General features: G+C 37.9%; 19 protein-coding genes. 13 read left to right on the top strand and 6 right to left on the bottom strand.

Translation table 11 applies throughout. From position 1 onward, the window contains the following. The first annotated feature begins 46 nt into the window (after positions 1-46). The 5 genes from MKX55_RS15595 to lpdA all read left to right on the top strand — a co-directional run bounded on the left by MKX55_RS15595 (position 47) and on the right by lpdA (position 5,948). On the top strand, positions 47-730 hold the full coding sequence (locus tag MKX55_RS15595; protein WP_339233426.1) for a YkyA family protein: 684 nt from the start codon (positions 47-49) through the stop codon (positions 728-730). Positions 731-1,181: 451 nt separating this feature from the next. Then, positions 1,182-2,264, top strand: coding sequence for a pyruvate dehydrogenase (acetyl-transferring) E1 component subunit alpha (gene pdhA / locus MKX55_RS15590; protein WP_042535273.1), 1,083 nt, complete (start codon positions 1,182-1,184; stop codon positions 2,262-2,264). 3 nt (positions 2,265-2,267) lie between these two features. After that, positions 2,268-3,245 carry an alpha-ketoacid dehydrogenase subunit beta gene (locus tag MKX55_RS15585; protein WP_339233425.1) on the top strand — a complete coding sequence of 326 codons (978 nt, stop codon included), beginning with the start codon at positions 2,268-2,270 and terminating at the stop codon, positions 3,243-3,245. A gap of 21 nt (positions 3,246-3,266) precedes the next feature. Further along, positions 3,267-4,538, top strand: coding sequence for a dihydrolipoamide acetyltransferase family protein (locus MKX55_RS15580; RefSeq protein ID WP_339178464.1), 1,272 nt, complete (start codon positions 3,267-3,269; stop codon positions 4,536-4,538). Between the two features lie 3 nt (positions 4,539-4,541). After that, the gene (lpdA, locus tag MKX55_RS15575; RefSeq protein WP_339233424.1) at positions 4,542-5,948 is read left to right on the top strand and encodes a dihydrolipoyl dehydrogenase; all 1,407 of its coding nucleotides are present in this window, start codon (positions 4,542-4,544) and stop codon (positions 5,946-5,948) included. 447 nt (positions 5,949-6,395) lie between these two features. Here the strand turns inward: lpdA and MKX55_RS15570 are convergent, their stop codons facing one another. After that, positions 6,396-6,776, bottom strand: a complete 381-nt coding sequence (locus MKX55_RS15570; protein ID WP_339178462.1) for a hypothetical protein — start codon at positions 6,774-6,776, stop codon at positions 6,396-6,398. 280 nt (positions 6,777-7,056) lie between these two features. After that, positions 7,057-8,685 (bottom strand): BCCT family transporter, encoded by a 1,629-nt coding sequence (locus MKX55_RS15565; RefSeq protein WP_339185278.1) that lies wholly within the window; start codon positions 8,683-8,685, stop codon positions 7,057-7,059. Positions 8,686-9,468: 783 nt separating this feature from the next. Between MKX55_RS15565 and MKX55_RS15560 the strand changes: the two genes are divergently transcribed. The 3 genes from MKX55_RS15560 to MKX55_RS15550 are packed head-to-tail and all read left to right on the top strand — an operon-like array spanning position 9,469 to position 11,611. Further along, positions 9,469-10,356 (top strand): polysaccharide deacetylase family protein, encoded by an 888-nt coding sequence (locus tag MKX55_RS15560; protein ID WP_339233422.1) that lies wholly within the window; start codon positions 9,469-9,471, stop codon positions 10,354-10,356. A 20-nt stretch (positions 10,357-10,376) separates the two neighbouring features. Next, the gene (locus tag MKX55_RS15555) at positions 10,377-11,339 is read left to right on the top strand and encodes a nitronate monooxygenase (protein ID WP_339178457.1); all 963 of its coding nucleotides are present in this window, start codon (positions 10,377-10,379) and stop codon (positions 11,337-11,339) included. A gap of 2 nt (positions 11,340-11,341) precedes the next feature. Continuing rightward, a complete protein-coding gene (locus tag MKX55_RS15550; RefSeq protein WP_339178455.1) occupies positions 11,342-11,611 on the top strand; it encodes a UPF0223 family protein in 270 nt (89 codons plus the stop codon). A gap of 39 nt (positions 11,612-11,650) precedes the next feature. Here MKX55_RS15550 and MKX55_RS15545 read toward each other — a convergent pair whose 3' ends face one another. Continuing rightward, on the bottom strand, positions 11,651-12,274 hold the full coding sequence (locus MKX55_RS15545; protein WP_339178453.1) for a DUF1054 domain-containing protein: 624 nt from the start codon (positions 12,272-12,274) through the stop codon (positions 11,651-11,653). A gap of 303 nt (positions 12,275-12,577) precedes the next feature. On the opposite strand from MKX55_RS15545, the gene MKX55_RS15540 reads away from it, so the two are divergent. Then, positions 12,578-12,766, top strand: coding sequence for a hypothetical protein (locus tag MKX55_RS15540; protein ID WP_339178450.1), 189 nt, complete (start codon positions 12,578-12,580; stop codon positions 12,764-12,766). 174 nt (positions 12,767-12,940) lie between these two features. Continuing rightward, positions 12,941-13,747, top strand: coding sequence for an inositol monophosphatase family protein (locus MKX55_RS15535; protein WP_339178448.1), 807 nt, complete (start codon positions 12,941-12,943; stop codon positions 13,745-13,747). On the opposite strand, the gene MKX55_RS15530 is transcribed toward MKX55_RS15535, so the two are convergent. Then, complete coding sequence (locus MKX55_RS15530) at positions 13,748-13,921, bottom strand: DUF5325 family protein (protein WP_339178445.1); 174 nt, start codon at positions 13,919-13,921, stop codon at positions 13,748-13,750. 171 nt (positions 13,922-14,092) lie between these two features. Here MKX55_RS15530 and MKX55_RS15525 point away from each other — a divergent pair, with 171 nt between their 5' ends. Beyond that, a complete protein-coding gene (locus tag MKX55_RS15525) occupies positions 14,093-14,401 on the top strand; it encodes a YlaH-like family protein (protein ID WP_042535249.1) in 309 nt (102 codons plus the stop codon). 129 nt (positions 14,402-14,530) lie between these two features. Here the strand turns inward: MKX55_RS15525 and MKX55_RS15520 are convergent, their stop codons facing one another. After that, positions 14,531-14,734, bottom strand: coding sequence for a YlaI family protein (locus MKX55_RS15520; protein ID WP_042535247.1), 204 nt, complete (start codon positions 14,732-14,734; stop codon positions 14,531-14,533). A gap of 410 nt (positions 14,735-15,144) precedes the next feature. Here MKX55_RS15520 and MKX55_RS15515 point away from each other — a divergent pair, with 410 nt between their 5' ends. Then, positions 15,145-15,426 carry a hypothetical protein gene (locus tag MKX55_RS15515; RefSeq protein ID WP_042535245.1) on the top strand — a complete coding sequence of 94 codons (282 nt, stop codon included), beginning with the start codon at positions 15,145-15,147 and terminating at the stop codon, positions 15,424-15,426. A gap of 54 nt (positions 15,427-15,480) precedes the next feature. Here MKX55_RS15515 and MKX55_RS15510 read toward each other — a convergent pair whose 3' ends face one another. Further along, entirely contained in the window at positions 15,481-15,927 is a 447-nt protein-coding gene (locus MKX55_RS15510) for a hypothetical protein (RefSeq protein ID WP_339178440.1), read from the bottom strand. 294 nt (positions 15,928-16,221) lie between these two features. On the opposite strand from MKX55_RS15510, the gene MKX55_RS15505 reads away from it, so the two are divergent. Next, complete coding sequence (locus MKX55_RS15505; RefSeq protein WP_042535242.1) at positions 16,222-16,503, top strand: YlaN family protein; 282 nt, start codon at positions 16,222-16,224, stop codon at positions 16,501-16,503. The last annotated feature ends 143 nt before the right edge of the window (positions 16,504-16,646 follow it).

Below are 16,646 nucleotides of genomic sequence, written 5' to 3'. Positions count from 1 at the left end.
ATACATAGGAGAAACAAAAAGAAACGTACATATTGGAGGTTTTTTTGTGTCAAAAAAAGGTTATTTATATGCAATTATTATTTCTTCTTTATTACTCATTGCTGCATGCAGCAGTAAATCTGCTGAAGAACAAATACATGATCATCTTGAAGAAGCCATTCAAATAGAAGAAGGATATGAAACACAGCAGCAGGAAATTGAAGAACTGGAACAACAGGAGCAGGAAATATTCAGTCAGATCGTGGAGCTTGATATGGAGCAATTTGATCAAATTCAAGAATTATCACAGGAAGCCATTTCTATCGTTGAACAAAAGCAGGAAAAGCTTGGTGAAGAAAGAGAAAGCATTGAAGCTTCTCAAGAAGAATTTGAACAAGTGGAGTCCCTTATCTCTGATTTAGAGGAAGAAAATGTTCAGCAGGAAGCAGAAAGCATGTATGATATCATGGTAGAGCGATATACAACATACTATGACTTAAATGATACGTATCAAACTTCCGTTGACCAGGAAAAAGAGTTATATGAAATGCTGCAGCAGGAAGAGCTTGAACAGGATGAGGTAACCAGTCATTTAGAAGCTTTAAATGAAAATTATGAAGGAATTATTGCATTGAATGAAGAATTTAATCAATTGACAGCTGACTATAATGAAGCAAAACGTACATTTTATGAAGCATCTGATTTAAATGTAAGTTATGAAGACGAATCAGATGCCGATACAGAAGAATAATTACCGTTAAGCACCTCCTGCTCAGGAAAAACCTGAGCAGGAGGTTTTTTTGACAGGAAGAATCCAGATGTTCTCATAGAGCGTATGTATGCTGCAAAGAAAAAATTACAGCACGATGTTTTATGCTGAAATGATACAAAATTGATACAGTTTTTTTACATAGTAATACAGTTTTTACTTGATGGAACAGGGAGCAGCAAACCCTTGGATAATATATCAATGTACAAGAAACAAACTGATTGACCATCCATAAAAAATGAGCTAAGATAATAGGAGATAAAAATTGTATTACTTTCTATTGCTCGTCCTTTTAGAACAGTAGTGATAAAATAATACAGATTAAAAATTTCTGCATTAGGGTAAAGGTATTAGTATGTAATTTTTATTGTTTAAGGGTAGAATAGTAAAAGAATACTTAATTTTGATATAAGAAAGGAAGAGGTGAATCATTTTGAAACAGGTACTTGAAAATATTGAAAACCAATTCGAAATGTTCCAAGTTCTAGATGAAAATGGAAAAGTTGTAAACAAAGATGATCTCCCTGATTTATCAGATGATGAATTGAAGGAGTTAATGAGACGCATGGTATATACACGTATACTTGATCAGCGTTCCATTGCACTTAACCGTCAAGGACGCTTAGGTTTCTATGCGCCGACTGCCGGTCAGGAGGCTTCTCAGTTAGGAAGTCAATTTGCATTAGAGCAAGATGATTTTATTTTACCGGGATATCGTGATGTTCCACAGTTGATTTGGCAGGGACTTCCATTATACCAAGCTTTCTTATTCTCTAAAGGACATTTTCACGGAAACCAATATCCGGATGAAGTAAGAGCGTTAAGCCCGCAAATTATAATCGGTGCACAGTATGTTCAAACAGCTGGTGTAGCGCTTGGTTTGAAAAAACGCGGCAAGAAGAATGTAGCAATCACTTATACAGGTGACGGCGGTACTTCTCAAGGTGATTTCTACGAAGGAATAAACAATGCTGGCGCATTTAAAGCTCCTGCTATTTTTGTTGTGCAAAATAACCGTTTTGCTATTTCTGTTCCTGTAGAAAAACAAACCAATGCAAAAACATTAGCTCAAAAAGCTGTTGCTGCTGGAATTGAAGGAATTCAAGTAGACGGCATGGACGTTTTAGCAGTTTATGCAGCAACTAAAATGGCTCGTGACCGTGCAGTAGCAGGTGAAGGCCCTACCTTAATCGAAACATTAACTTACCGCTTTGGACCGCATACCATGTCTGGTGATGATCCAACTCGCTACCGTACAGAAGATATGGACAAAGAGTGGGAGCAAAAAGATCCGCTTGTTCGTTTCCGTAAATACCTCGAAGGTAAAAAACTTTGGACAGAAGAAGACGAGAACAAAGTAATTGACGAAGCGAAAGAAGATATTAAAAAAGCAATTAAACAAGCTGAACAACAGCCTAAACAAAAAGTTACTGATTTAATTGATAATATGTATGAAGAGCTTCCAACTCATTTACAGGAGCAAAAAGAAATCTATCAAGCAAAGGAGTCGAAATAAATCATGGCACAAATGACAATGATTCAAGCAATCACTGATGCAATGCGCGTTGAGCTGAAAAATGACGAAAACGTGCTTGTATTTGGTGAAGATGTTGGACAAAATGGCGGAGTTTTCCGTGCTACGGAAGGTCTTCAAGATGAATTTGGCGAAGATCGTGTATTTGATACGCCGCTTGCTGAATCAGGAATTGGCGGCTTAGCCATTGGTTTAGCAATGGAAGGGTTCCGCCCGGTTCCAGAAATCCAGTTTTTCGGCTTCGTTTATGAAGTAATGGATTCAATCAACGGACAAATGGCTCGTTTACGTTATCGTTCCGGCGGTCACTATAATGCACCAATTACTGTTCGTGCACCATTTGGCGGCGGGGTTCATACGCCTGAACTGCATGCTGACTCTTTAGAAGGACTTATTGCACAACAGCCGGGTATGAAAGTAGTTATTCCTTCTACACCATATGAAGCAAAAGGACTGCTTATTTCTGCAATTCGTGATAATGATCCGGTTGTATTTTTAGAGCATATGAAGTTATACCGTTCTTTCCGCGGCGAAGTTCCGGAAGAAGATTATACTGTAGAGCTTGGAAAAGCAGACGTAAAACGCGAAGGTACTGACGTTACGTTACTTGCTTATGGCGCAATGGTGCATTCTTCATTAAAAGCAGCTGAAGAATTAGAGAAAGATGGTATTTCAGCAGAAGTAATCGACTTGCGTACGGTTTCTCCAGTAGATTATGAAACCATTTTAGAGTCTGTTAAGAAAACAAATCGTGTCGTATTTGTCCAAGAAGCACAGCGTCAAGCTGGTATTGCTGGACAAGTTATTTCTGAAGTGCAAGAAAGAGCAATTTTACATTTAGAAGCTCCTATTCTTCGTGTTACTGCACCAGACACAGTTTATGCATTCTCTGATGCAGAGGAAGTATGGCTGCCAGACCATAAAGACATTGTTGAAAGAGTAAACGAAGTAATCAATTTCTAAATTATTTAGGAGGTCAAATCCATGGCATTTAATTTTAAATTACCAGATATCGGTGAAGGAATTCACGAAGGCGAGCTTGTTAAATGGTTCGTTAAAGAAGGCGACGAAGTAAAAGAAGATGATGTGCTTTGTGAAATTCAAAATGATAAATCTGTTGTTGAGATTCCATCTCAGGTAGACGGAACAGTTACAAAAATCCATGTGGCAGAAGGTGAAGTTGCAGTTGTAGGTGATACGTTAATTTCATTTGATGCAGAAGGATACGATGATGAAGAAGAGGAAGATACTAAATCAGATGATGCTTCTTCTGAATCAAAAGAGCAAAAAGCGGAAGAAAATGCGGATCAAGCGTCTGAAGACAACGCATCTGAATCAGATGACAAACGTGTTATCGCGATGCCTTCTGTTCGTAAATTCGCACGTGAAAATGATGTGAATATTAAAGATGTACAAGGATCCGGCAAAAACGGACGTATTACAAAAGAAGATGTAGAAAGCTTCTTAAGCGGAGATCAGCCTGAGACTTCTTCTGAATCTGCAGAACCGGCAACTTCTGAAGATACACAAGCAGCAGCTGCTCCACAAGGACAGTATCCGGAAACACGCGAGAAAATGACAGCAATGCGTAAAGCAATTGCTAAATCAATGGTTAACTCTAAATCAAAAGCTCCGCACGTTACGTTAATGGACGAAGTGGACGTTACAGAATTAGTAGCTCACCGTAAGAAATTCAAAGCAGTTGCAGCAGAACAGGAAATCAAGTTAACGTACATGCCATATGTCGTTAAAGCATTGGTATCTGCGTCTAAGAAATTCCCAATCCTTAACTCTTACATTGATGATGCAACGGATGAAATTGTAGAAAAACATTACTACAATGTCGGAATTGCTGCAGATACAGATCGCGGACTTTTAGTACCGGTTGTGAAAGATGCAGATAAAAAATCTATCTTCCAGATTTCTGATGAAATCAATGAATTGGCAGTTAAAGCGAGAGATGGTAAACTGAAACCAGACGAAATGAAAGGTGCTTCCAATACGATTTCCAATATTGGTTCAGCTGGCGGTCAGTGGTTCACTCCAGTATTAAACTATCCAGAGGCAGCTATTCTCGGAATTGGTCGTATTGCTGAAAAACCTGTCGTTCGTGATGGTGAAATCGTAGTGGCTCCAGTTCTTGCTGTATCCCTAAGCTTTGATCATCGTATCGTTGATGGTGCAACTGCTCAAAATGCATTGAACCAAATTAAACGTTTATTGAATGACCCACAATTAATTATGATGGAGGCGTAAGTCATGGTAGTAGGAGATTTCCCGGTAGAAGTAGACACACTTGTCGTTGGTGCTGGTCCAGGAGGCTATGTTGCAGCAATTCGTGCAGCACAGCTGGGACAAAAGGTTACAATTGTTGACAAAGGTGAATTAGGCGGCGTTTGTTTAAACGTTGGATGTATCCCTTCTAAAGCACTTATTGAAGCAGGACACAAATATCAGAATGCAAAAGGCTCTGATGATTTAGGTATTACAACAGAAAACGTAAGTCTTGACTTCTCTAAAGTACAAGATTGGAAAGCATCTGTTGTAAACAAACTTACTTCTGGTGTTCAAGGACTTTTAAAAGGAAATAAAGTGGATATTGTAAAAGGGGAAGCTTACTTCGTAGATGAGCATACGGTAAAAGTTGCCGGCGAAAAAGACTCTCAAACTTACAAATTTAACAACTGTATTCTTGGTACTGGTTCTTCACCAATTGAAATCCCTTCTTTCAAATTCTCTGAAAGAGTATTGGATTCTACAGGAGCATTGGCTCTAACTGAAGTTCCTGAAAAATTAGTTGTTATCGGTTCTGGTTATGTTGGAACTGAGCTCGGTACAGCTTATGCAAACTTCGGCACAGAAGTAACGTTCTTAGAAGGTGCTAAAGATATTCTTGGCGGCTTTGAAAAACAAATGACCCAAGTTGTTAAAAAAACGCTTGATAAAAAAGGTGCTAAAATTGTTACAGAAGCAATGGCTAAAGGCGCAGAAGAAACAAAAGACGGTGTAAAAGTTACTTATGAAGCAAATGGCAAAGAAGAAGTCATTGAAGCTGATTACGTACTTGTTACAGTAGGGCGCCGTCCAAACACAGAAGAACTCGGCTTAGAACAAATTGGCGTTGAAAAAGATGACAGAGGCTTGATTAAAGTGGATAATCAAGGAAGAACTTCTGTAAGCAACATCTTTGCAATCGGCGATATTGTTCCTGGTCCGGCGCTTGCTCATAAAGCATCTTATGAAGCTAAAATTGCCGCAGAAGCAATCAGCGGTGAAAAAGCAGCTATTGACTACAACGCTATTCCGGCAGTAGCATTTACGGAACCTGAATTAGCAACAGTAGGTCTGTCTGAACAAGCTGCGAAAGACGCGGGCTATGATGTAAAAGCTTCGAAATTCCCATTTGCAGCAAATGGACGTGCATTATCGTTGAACACATCAGAAGGCTTTGTGAAACTGGTTACACGCAAAGAAGATGGTCTTATCATCGGCGGCCAAATCGCTGGTCCAAATGCGAGTGACATGATTTCTGAAATCGGACTGGCAATTGAAGCTGGAATGACAGCAGAAGATATTGCATTGACTATCCATGCTCATCCAACACTAGGCGAGATTACGATGGAAGCTGCAGAAGTAGGCTTGGGCACACCAATCCACACAATGTAATTTTTATTAAAAAAAGGCATGCTCCGGGTATATATCCGGAGCATGCCTTTTTTGAGGAATAAGAAAGCATAAATACACTGTCCGCAGAAAGCGACTTCCTGAGACTGGGACTGCGATTACCAATGTTGTCAGGTTAATGAATTTTCTTAAATTCAATACAAATAACAATAAAACTATCTAGCGTAGTGTTTTTCCGCAGCGGTAGCACAAACCTGACAATATTGCTCCGATTACTCGTCCCATCGAAAACCATTGCGAGTATCCGCCCCATCGAAAAACCGTTGCAGCGGACAACTCTTAGGTAAGAACACTGGTGTTTTAAAGATCTGGTGGTGTTTTTGCTTTTCTTAATATAAAAAGGGAATCAGCAGCCTGCTTTGAGGTGCCTGACTCCCTTTTATCATGCAATAAATCTATTCTGAAGGGTTTTACTCCTTCATGCAGGACTTAATAAATAATTTGATCATTTGCGCTGACAATGGATTCTAAAGTCTCCATAAGATCTCCGCGTGACATGTGATTTTCAATCGAGTAGATAACGTCTTCATCTTTAAGTAAGTAGACACTGTTATTATTCAAAGTATAATCTGGCGGCAACTCCTGATTATCCATGGTACGTTTTTCCGGACTGGAAATTTCTTCTGGATATTTTGCCTTCAAATCAATAAATGTATTCATATAACTATCATTATCTTCAGCTGGAGGAACATATATAACGTGATAATCTGTAAATTCGAATTCAATAACTTGCATGTTCTCTTCGTGTTGACAGCTATTTAATATGGGAATCATAGTAAATAAAAGTAGAATGATACCAAAATTCTTCATTCTATGTCACCTCTTCCCGAAAATAAAAGCGCTGACTGTCACTTTTGTTTTCGCTGGATATACGTAGTTTAACAAATAAAATCCAGTATTTAAGAGATGTTATAAAATAGTAATAAAAATGATATTAGAGTAACATTCTTTTGTAGCAATGTGTAATACTTTAAAGGAAAAGTAATGATATACACGTTTTGATGTCGAAAAATCATATAATAAAAAAGCTCCCCTTAAGGAGAGCTTTTTCTTTAACATTCTTTCATTTCTCAGTACAGCTTTTTGTGAATTAAGATTCGGGTCTGTTTTCTTCCTGGTCAACCTCAGGAAGTGTTTTCTTGAAGCCTTCTCTCATTTTCCTTATTTCTTTCTTCTGATTTTCACGGAACTCTGGATCATATCTGCGCTGTCTAGCTTCCAAAGTTAAAATTTTATGTTCACTTTTCAGTGATTTGAAGAGAGCAATCGTCATAAGAATCATTAAGAAAGCAAATGGGAATGCTGCAATTAGCATGGCCATTTCTAAGGCGCCCAAACCGCCAGACCATAATAATACAGAAGCAATCGCAGCTAAAATTAGTCCCCAAACAACTTTTATACCCATGCTAGGGTTTAGTTTACCACCTGTTGTAAGCATACCTAGGACAAAGGTTCCTGAATCAGCAGAAGTAATGAAGAAACATGAAATCAAGATTACTGCAATACCGATGACAACAGAAGCCATTGGCATGGATTCAAGGAAAGCAAATAAAGCTACTTCTTCGCCCATTTCACTCATTAATTGATGAATCATACCACCTTGGGAAATATCCATCTCCAGTCCTGCTATACCAAAAACAGAGAACCAGAAAGCACTGAAAATTACTGGTACAGCAGTAACTCCGATAACAAACTCACGAATCGTTCTTCCTCTAGAAACCCTGGCAATAAATGTTCCAACAAATGGAGACCAGCCAATCCACCATGCCCAATAAAAAAGTGTCCAATCATTTAGGAATTCTCTGTTTCCTTCAAACGCATTCGTACTGAAAGTCATACTTGGGAGGTTTTGAAAATAATTCCCCAATGTTGTTGTAAAAGATTCAACCATTTGTGTAGAAGAACCTAGAATAAATACAAAAATCATCAACCCAATAGCAAGGACAACATTTGCCCAACTCAGATAGCGAATCCCTCTGTTAATGCCTGTAGTAGCAGATAACATAAATAACGCTGTGATAATGATAATAACAATCAGATTAACGGTAAAGTTATTAGGAATTACGTCGAATGTAAAATTTAACCCGGCCGTAATCTGTGTTGCCCCAAGCCCAAGGGAAGTGGCAATACCAAATACCGTTGCGAAAACTGCTAGTGTATCAATAGCTACTCCCCAGCCGCCTTTTGCACGGTCTCCTAGCAACGGTGCAAAAGCTGAACTGATTAGAGCTGGCGCCCGATGGCGGAATTTAAAATAAGCAAGTGTCAATGCAAGTACTGCATAAGTAGCCCATGGATGGAAACCCCAATGGAATAAAGTGTACTGCATCGACTGTTCCGCTGCAGCTATTGTTTCTGGTTCAGCAGAAGACGGTGAATAATAATGGGACACAGGTTCTGTCACACCGTAGAATACGAGACCAACTCCCATACCGGCGGTGAATAAAAAGGCAAACCAAGTAAAATAGCTATATTCCGGTTTGTCATCCGGTTTTCCTAGTTTAATTTTCCCGTAGGGCCCGAAGATAAGAAACAATGCAACAAAAATAAAACCTGTTGTAACCAGCATATAAAACCAGCCAAATGTGTTAGAAATGTAATTATCAATGACGCCTAAGACATTTTCGACATTTTCAGGGAAAAATGTTCCCCAAATAAGAAATACAAGTATCAGTGATATAGATACCCAAAAAACAGGTGTAATTGTTTTTAATTTAATAAGTATGACCTCCTTATGTTATAACATTAAGCAATGTAAGCTAAGCAGTGTCACCATCTTCTTATACATTTCAATGTTCATCCAATCTGGTTGCTGTAATGTAAAAAAGTTCAATTCATTGGTGTTTCTTATAATTCCCTTTTAGAAGAGAGTTTATCCAGAGACTGATAATGAAATTAAAACAATACAAAAGATTATGACACAAATTCAAATCACAGCAATTTTACTGTAATATGGATTTCAACTTTTGTAACGTCAGTTAGTAATTAAGCGCGAAATAGATTGCATAGCGTCAGAATAACTAAGCTGCTGCTTAAAGTAATATCTTTTCCGTTTTTAGACTGGTTTTATGTCGATTCATTCCCTCTTCTTTTGTTAAATACCTATAACAGACTAACAATCCTTTAACCTTATTGTCAACCTTTTGATTTAACACCTGTACAAGCAGACGATAGAAGTATGTACCCTGTCAAGGCTGTATATCATCTAAAGTAATTTCGCCTGCAGATAACCTGGAAGGGCTTTCTCCGATGGAAGTTTGTATTGATGTTTTGGTAATTTGAAATTCATATCAACTATTTTATTTTGATGTCGAAAGAATAAAGACAGTGTCGCTTTATGTATTTTAAATTCTTAGCTTACTAGTTTATTTAATTAATCATTTTCAAAAAAATCAAACGTATTGGATTCTTTTTCTTTAATAATACTTCGGTTGCTCATTGTAAAAAACTCACTTATAATAAAATCAGAATTTTATAATGGATTATGGGGGTTTTTGATAATATGTTACGAAAAAGCGGCTTTATTGTCGTATTCATTCTACTCGTTGGAGTGATGGCGGCTTGCAGTTCGAATGATAATGAGGAAAGCAGTGCAGAACAATCTGGGGAGGAGACAGAAGCTCCAGAAGAAAATACCGAGAGCCAAGAGAATGAAGATTCGGATGAAAATGAAACAAATGAACAAGAAGCAGAAGAAGGCAATGAGGAGGAAAACGCAGAGAATCAAGAGCCGATTTACTACATAGACGAAGAAACAGCAGCGATTCATCCTATAGACGATGCAGATGAGAATGTAGTTCTTCTTACCATTGATGATGCACCTGATGAGTATGCTCTGGAAATGGCTGAAACCTTACAGGAAAAGGATGCGAAAGCAATATTTTTTGTGAATGGGCACTTTATTGAAGATGAAGAAGGGCAAGAAGCGTTAAAAACCATTCATGAAATGGGATTCCCAATCGGTAACCATACGTATTCTCATCCGGTAATTCCAGAAATTCCTGAGGATGAACAAACAGAGGAAATCATCAGCCTAAACGATAAAATCGAAGAAATTATTGGTGAACGTCCGCAATTCTTCCGGGCACCGCATGGCGCGAATTCAGATCATTCACGCGAGGTTGTTAAGGAAGAAGGAATGGTTTTAATGAATTGGACGTACGGTTTTGACTATTTTGAGGAATATCAGGATGCAGATAAATTAAAAGAAGCCCTGATTTCAGGAGAAGCGCCTGAGATAGATATTAATTATTCGTTATTACAGCCTGGGGCCAATATCCTGATGCATGACCGTGAATGGACAAATGAAGCAATGGGTGACGTTATTGACGGTCTTCGAGAGCAGGGTTATGAGATGGCTGATCCGAATTTAATTGAAACATTAGAATAAAAACATGTGGAGGGGACACCGTGTATCAAACTAGGGTTACCAAGCTGTTAAATATTAAATATCCGATTATTCAAGGGGGATTGGCGTACTTGGCATATGCTGACCTTGCTGCAGCAGTAAGTAATGCTGGCGGACTGGGGCAGGTTACTGCGATGAGCTTAGACTCCCCTGAAAGATTGAAAGCAGAAATTCAAAAAGTAAAACAGCTAACAAAAAAGCCGTTTGGTGTAAACTTTGCTATTGGACAGCATGGCAGGAAATTTGATCACATGGTAAAGGCGGCTATAGAGGAGCAGATCCCTGTTGTGTCTGTAACTGGAGGAAATCCTGCTGGTGTATTTGATATGCTAAAAGGACATCCTGTTAAAAAACTTGTCTTGGTTGCTTCCGTCAGACAGGCTATAAAAGCGCAGGAATTAGGAGCGGATGCCGTGATGGTTGTTGGACAAGAGGGCGGAGGACACTTGGGCAGAAGCGATACAGGCACCATCGTTCTCGCGCCGCAAGTGGCGGATGAACTTGAAATTCCAGTCATTGCATCAGGAGGTATCGTCGATGGGAGAGGCTTCATGGCTGCACTTGCCCTTGGAGCGGAAGGCATTGAAATGGGGACAAGATTTATTGCAACAAAGGAAGTTCAGGCGCATATAAATTATAAAAAAGCAATTGTATCTGCGGGTGAAGGAGATACCGTAGTTATTAAACGCTCATTAGGCACGCCTGCAAGAGCATTACGAACGCCCTTTACAGAAAATATTCTTTCGATGGAAGAAAAATACGGGAATAATTATGAGCAGTTAAAGGATTATATTAGTGGAGAGGTAAATCAAAAATATATCCATTCTGGGAAGGCGTCAGATGGCTTTGGCTGGGCAGGCCAAGGAGCGAGCCGTATTCAGCAGATTTTAAGTGTAGAAGAAGTGATGGACTCCATTATACGGGAAGCAGACGGAATTAAAGAAAAATGGAGTAAAGAGGTGTAAAAATGAATTATACGTATCCGATGGATGAAACGTGGTCGACTAATGAGATTATTGATGTTGTCAATTTTTTCTCATTAATTGAGCAGGCATACGAGAAAAAGGTCCGGCGGTCTGATCTTCTTTCTTTATATCGGCGCTTTAAAGAGATTGTTCCGTCAAAAAGTGAAGAAAAACAATTATTTGAAGAGTTTAAGCGCTCTTCTGGATATTCCAGCTACCATGCTGTGAAAAAAGCAAGAGAGTCTCAAGATGATTTTATTTCGATAAAATGAAGAAAACCCCCTAAACCTTTACCTGTTTAGGGGAATTCTTTATGCATCACGGCTGTCGATTGCCAATTTATAAAGCGGAATCAGCTGTTCATATGTTTCGGTTATCGTGGTAAATAGTTCCTTCTCATTTTGTAAAATCGGATCATCCCAGGATAGATGTCTGCCGATCAAAAACTCGGCTTTTTTTACATCACGGAAACGTTCTACCTCTTTTTCAGTTAATGCTTCCAGGGAAATTGCATCCTTTTTAGTATGATCTAATGAAACAACAAAGGAAGAAGGAAGACTTTTTATTTCTTCAAAATGATCTAAATAGCTTGCAGCAATTTTTGATTTGTTCGGTAATTCATAAATAAGTGCCAGCCAGATAAATAAATGATCATCAAATAATCCGACTTGGAAGTGAGGGTGTTTTTTATAGCCTCTTTTGTTATCAGCGATTGCCAGCCAGGTATCATTGGGCGGATTTACACTTCTGCGTGCGTGTCTGGCAATATGTAAATAAAGCTCTTGATCTGTTTTCTCAGACAAATAGGAGACGAGTTCTTCCCCGATTGCTTGAAATTTTGGCTGTATTCTGTTCTGGATAGCTTCCATACGCTCGTCTAACCCATCGATTGCAAATGTTTGAAAATCCTCTTTTGTAAAATGATGTAATTCCACAAATACCAACCTTTCCTACATTAATATCTACCTTTTCAATATAAATTATTATTCTTTATCTGAAATAAGAAGTCAAGTGAGAGCAGGAAACCTTAAAAAGGAATATTTAAAAGCAATTTTTCAAACGCGAGAAAATGTTTAATACTTCAAAAAGAGGGTATAGAGAGGTAAGAAATAAATTGATTTTTTAGTTTTTAGTGAACAATTTACCTCGTGAATCATAATATATAGCACATACATGAAACGAAAAGAAATGGTTGGCTCTTAAGTGAACTGTGAATTTCCTTATAAAGGAGTGATAGGATGAAATATGTTATGGAAGCCCTCCGTCGAAAAGAAGCAGAAGAACGTCTCCCTGTCATCAAATTAGAAATTGATTATGAATTGGCTACGTTATATGATGCGATGCAGGAGGAAGACACTGTACAAATTATCAAATCTAAAGAGAGACTAAAACAGCTTAGTGAGCAATGGATTAGTCTTATCGATTAAATAATGTCAGGTTGCCCTAATATATAGCCGCTTTCTTTATAAGAAAGAGCATATTAGGGTTGTTTATTGATTAAATCCATCTCCGTTCAATCCTTTATAAAAGTTTAGGATTGGTTTAATAAAGAGGAGTCTGATAAAATAAGCTTACATGTAGTTTTTGGAGGCGATATATAAATGGATCAGCAACAAAGACAGAAAATTTATGAAACAGCAAAACGTTGGATATATGAGGCAGGGACCGAAATTCGAGAGCATATGAACGATCCGCTGGATATTGAAACAAAATCTAATCCGAATGATTTAGTAACGACATTGGATAAACAAACGGAAAAATTCTTTGTAGACCGGATTCATCAAGCTTATCCAGAGCATCACATTATTGGCGAGGAAGGCTTCGGTGACACTTTGTCTAGTGTCGACGGTACTATATGGATTATTGATCCGATTGACGGAACGATGAACTTTGTCCACCAAAAACGCTCATTTGCTATATCTATTGGTATTCTACATAATGGCATAGGTGAGATTGGTTTTGTTTATGATGTGATGGGTGATCAGCTTTACCATGCTAAGCGCGGCGAAGGTGCCTTTAAAAATGAAACCCGATTAGAACCATTGGATAAAAAGAAAAAATTGGAAGAATCCATTATTGGTATGAACCATTTTTGGTTATGTGAGAATCGTGTGGTAGATTATCCAGTTATGCAAAAATTTGTGCGTACGGTAAGAGGTACACGGACAATTGGATCGGCAGCATTAGAATTAGCGAGTGTAGCTGAAGGGGTTCAAGATGCTTATCTTGCTTTAAGTCTGGCGCCATGGGACGTTGCCGGCGGAATTATATTGAATCAGGAAGTTGGCGGTGTTGCCGGAGATGTAGACGGAAATCCTTGGAACCCGCTGGAAAGAGCACCGGCTGTCGTTGCTAATCCCGCAATCCATGATTCCATTATAGGATTTTTAAAGGAAGGAAGGAAATAATCATTCCTTCCTTTTTTTCTTTCTGGACATTGCAAATCCGAATACAGAAAATGCTAGGATAATACATAAAATGATGGCCCATACATTTCGGAAAGCAATAGCCAATCCCACTAAAACAAATAACAGAACAACTAGAAATGCTAATAAGAGCATGGAAATATCAATTTTCTTCATTTTCAACCGCCTTTACTATTTATCCACAAACCAGTATAAAGGATAACAACGAGAACTTCAAAAAACAGACATATAATTTTTCATTTTTCTCTAGTCATATGAAAGCACTTTTAGTATGATTAAGGAAGCGTGTAAATGTGTATCTTCTATAAATAAGGTGGCATGTAAGTTATGGTATTTGATTATGTCTTTGAATTAAATGGAACTGACAATATTTTCTGGATTTTTTATGTAATGAATCTAATTCTTTCAGCAATAGCTTATCAGCTGGGCTTTGCAAAAAAACTCCCGATTGCAAAAAATATCATTGTATACATACTATTGATGGTTGGAACATTTGTTATAACTATTTTTTCCACGGTAATGAGAATGCCTACAATAGAATGCTTGATTATTATCATATTAGTGCTGGGGATATACCGTTTTCGTCTGCATCGAGAGAGAAAAAATCGCAGCGATGTACAAGAAGATAATGCATAAGCAAAAAAAGTATGAGAAGCTGTCCGTTTTTAAATCGGAGAAAGTTATTAGGAAAAAGTGGATATCACTAAAAAAGCAGAGAGTCGATAATCGGCTGCTCTGCTTTTTAATGGAATAAAAAAATACAGGTTATAGGAAATCATCTACTTTCTTTTCTTCTTGATAAAAGCGAAATTTTCCTGTTGCCAGTCTTTTTTTTGTATTTTCTTCAATGCGGTCATAGCAAGTAGTACATAAATGAATATTTTTTCTGCGATTGCGCAATCTTTTCGCATGTGGTGAATTATTTTCTATTTCTTCCACTTTATCGCATATGGTGCATTTAACCTGCATGTTTCCACCTCAATTCGGTAATAAGAGTAAACAATTTCTTTAGAAAGTGCGTGTTCAAAAAGTATGATGAAAAGGACCGGCGGGCTATGACTGCGATGTTCCGGGTTTGCGATTACGTACTTCGCCGAAGAGTTCAGTCGCAATTCCGGCACTAGCATGTCCGAAGACTACCGCTGCCCATCGCCGTGTCATTTTTTATTGTACTTTTTGAGCATCCTCTTATATAACACACTATAAGTATAGCATATTTTATAGAGCTAATTAAATAATCAAAGTTTGAAAAGGTGAGAAGTGGGAATGATAACAATAAAGAAGTGCCTGATTTTCAGCAATCCTATTTTGCCTGAGGAAGCAGGGGAAAGGGATTCCTTGAGTAAAATGAAGTTTCAATTTATGGAAAGGATGATAACATGAAAAAAAGATACGTGGTATCAGCATTAGGAGCAGTCGGAGCAGGAGTTGCCGGTGTATTACTGACAGATAGAAAGAAACGAAAAAAAATAAAATCATCGCTGGGAACATTAAGAGTATTTGAAAACGCTGGAAAACCGGATGAATTTACGGAAGAAGAATTGGACCAATTGGAAAATGCGAAAATGGTTTCCGAGGGGTCGCAATTTGGAGTACAGTACTATAATGAAAAAAAGGCTGAAATGAATCAGCTGTCAAAAGAAGAAAATGAAAAAAGATAATAGAAAGTCCGCCCGCTGTTTGTTTTATAGACAGCGGGCGGACCTTATTCATGATTAATGAATATGAATTTCTTTAATATACTTAATTGGATTATCCTGATTAGAGCCGTCTTTATAATAAAAATGAACGGGGCCGTCTTCACGAAGCGGCTTCCCTTCTAAGGAAAAAAGCAAATAACCGTTCTTGGCGTCTTCTAAAGCTATTTTTTCGTTTTCTCCATTGCTTTTAATAAATTCAACTTCGGCAGCGTCTGCTTTTGGTTCTGCATTATTCAGAAAATCATGCAATGGGATTACATAGCTGTTTTTTAAATACGCTTCCCCTTCCATTTTCGAGATACTCCGGTTTACAGGCGGTTTTTGAAAGTTTGAAGTAAAAGTTTCTTGTTCTTCTGGTTCCATAAAAGCTTTTTCTAATTCCACTTTTCTATCATCAAAAATCCATACAGTTGGATCAAGTGTGATAGGATAGCCGACATTTCCTTTAATCATTACGATCATATTATTTTACCCCCCTACGTATATACATACATGTATGCAGTGCAAATCAAGATAGGGAAGCGTTTGCTTCACAAATGCAGTTTGCACGTACTTCCAACTATTAGAATAGCAAAGATTAGGAGTACTTTCATCTATTTTAATTCAGAAAGCTGCAACATCTGCCTGCCCTTGATTTTAACAAAAAAAGGAATAAAAAGCGTATTTTTAACATTATACTTAAGTTATATTTGCATTTTTGTACTTGTAGCGATAATATTATATAAAGAATGTTAAAATGCGGAGGGGATTATATTGATGCCTGATGTAACGATTAATCACCGTGAAAAAGCCCACGCTCTTTTGAAAGCTGATGCTGATAAGATACTTCGTTTAATCGAGGTTCAGATAGAAAATTTGACGATGCCACAATGTCCTGTATATGAAGATGTACTGGATACGCAGATGTTTGGCTTATCTAGAGAAATTGATTTTGCAGTTCGTCTGGAATTGATTACAGAAGAAGAAGGACGAAATTTATTGGGAAACCTGGAGAAAAAGCTTAATATATTACATGAGGCTTCACAACGTACATTGTGAGTATATTTGCCGCTGCTGGGACAGTACCAAAATAAAACTTTGCCAATTTAACAAACGGCAAGGTTTTTTTATAAGTTGGAGAATATCAATTGTCAGTGTGCATTGATTCTTATTCAGGAGTAGTCACGGCTGAATTTGAGCTT

Source organism: Oceanobacillus sp. FSL W7-1281 (assembly GCF_037969835.1).
GTDB lineage: Bacteria > Bacillota > Bacilli > Bacillales > Amphibacillaceae > Oceanobacillus > Oceanobacillus oncorhynchi.
The sequence above is the reverse complement of the archived record's forward strand: the minus strand, read 5'-3'. Positions and strand labels throughout refer to the sequence as shown.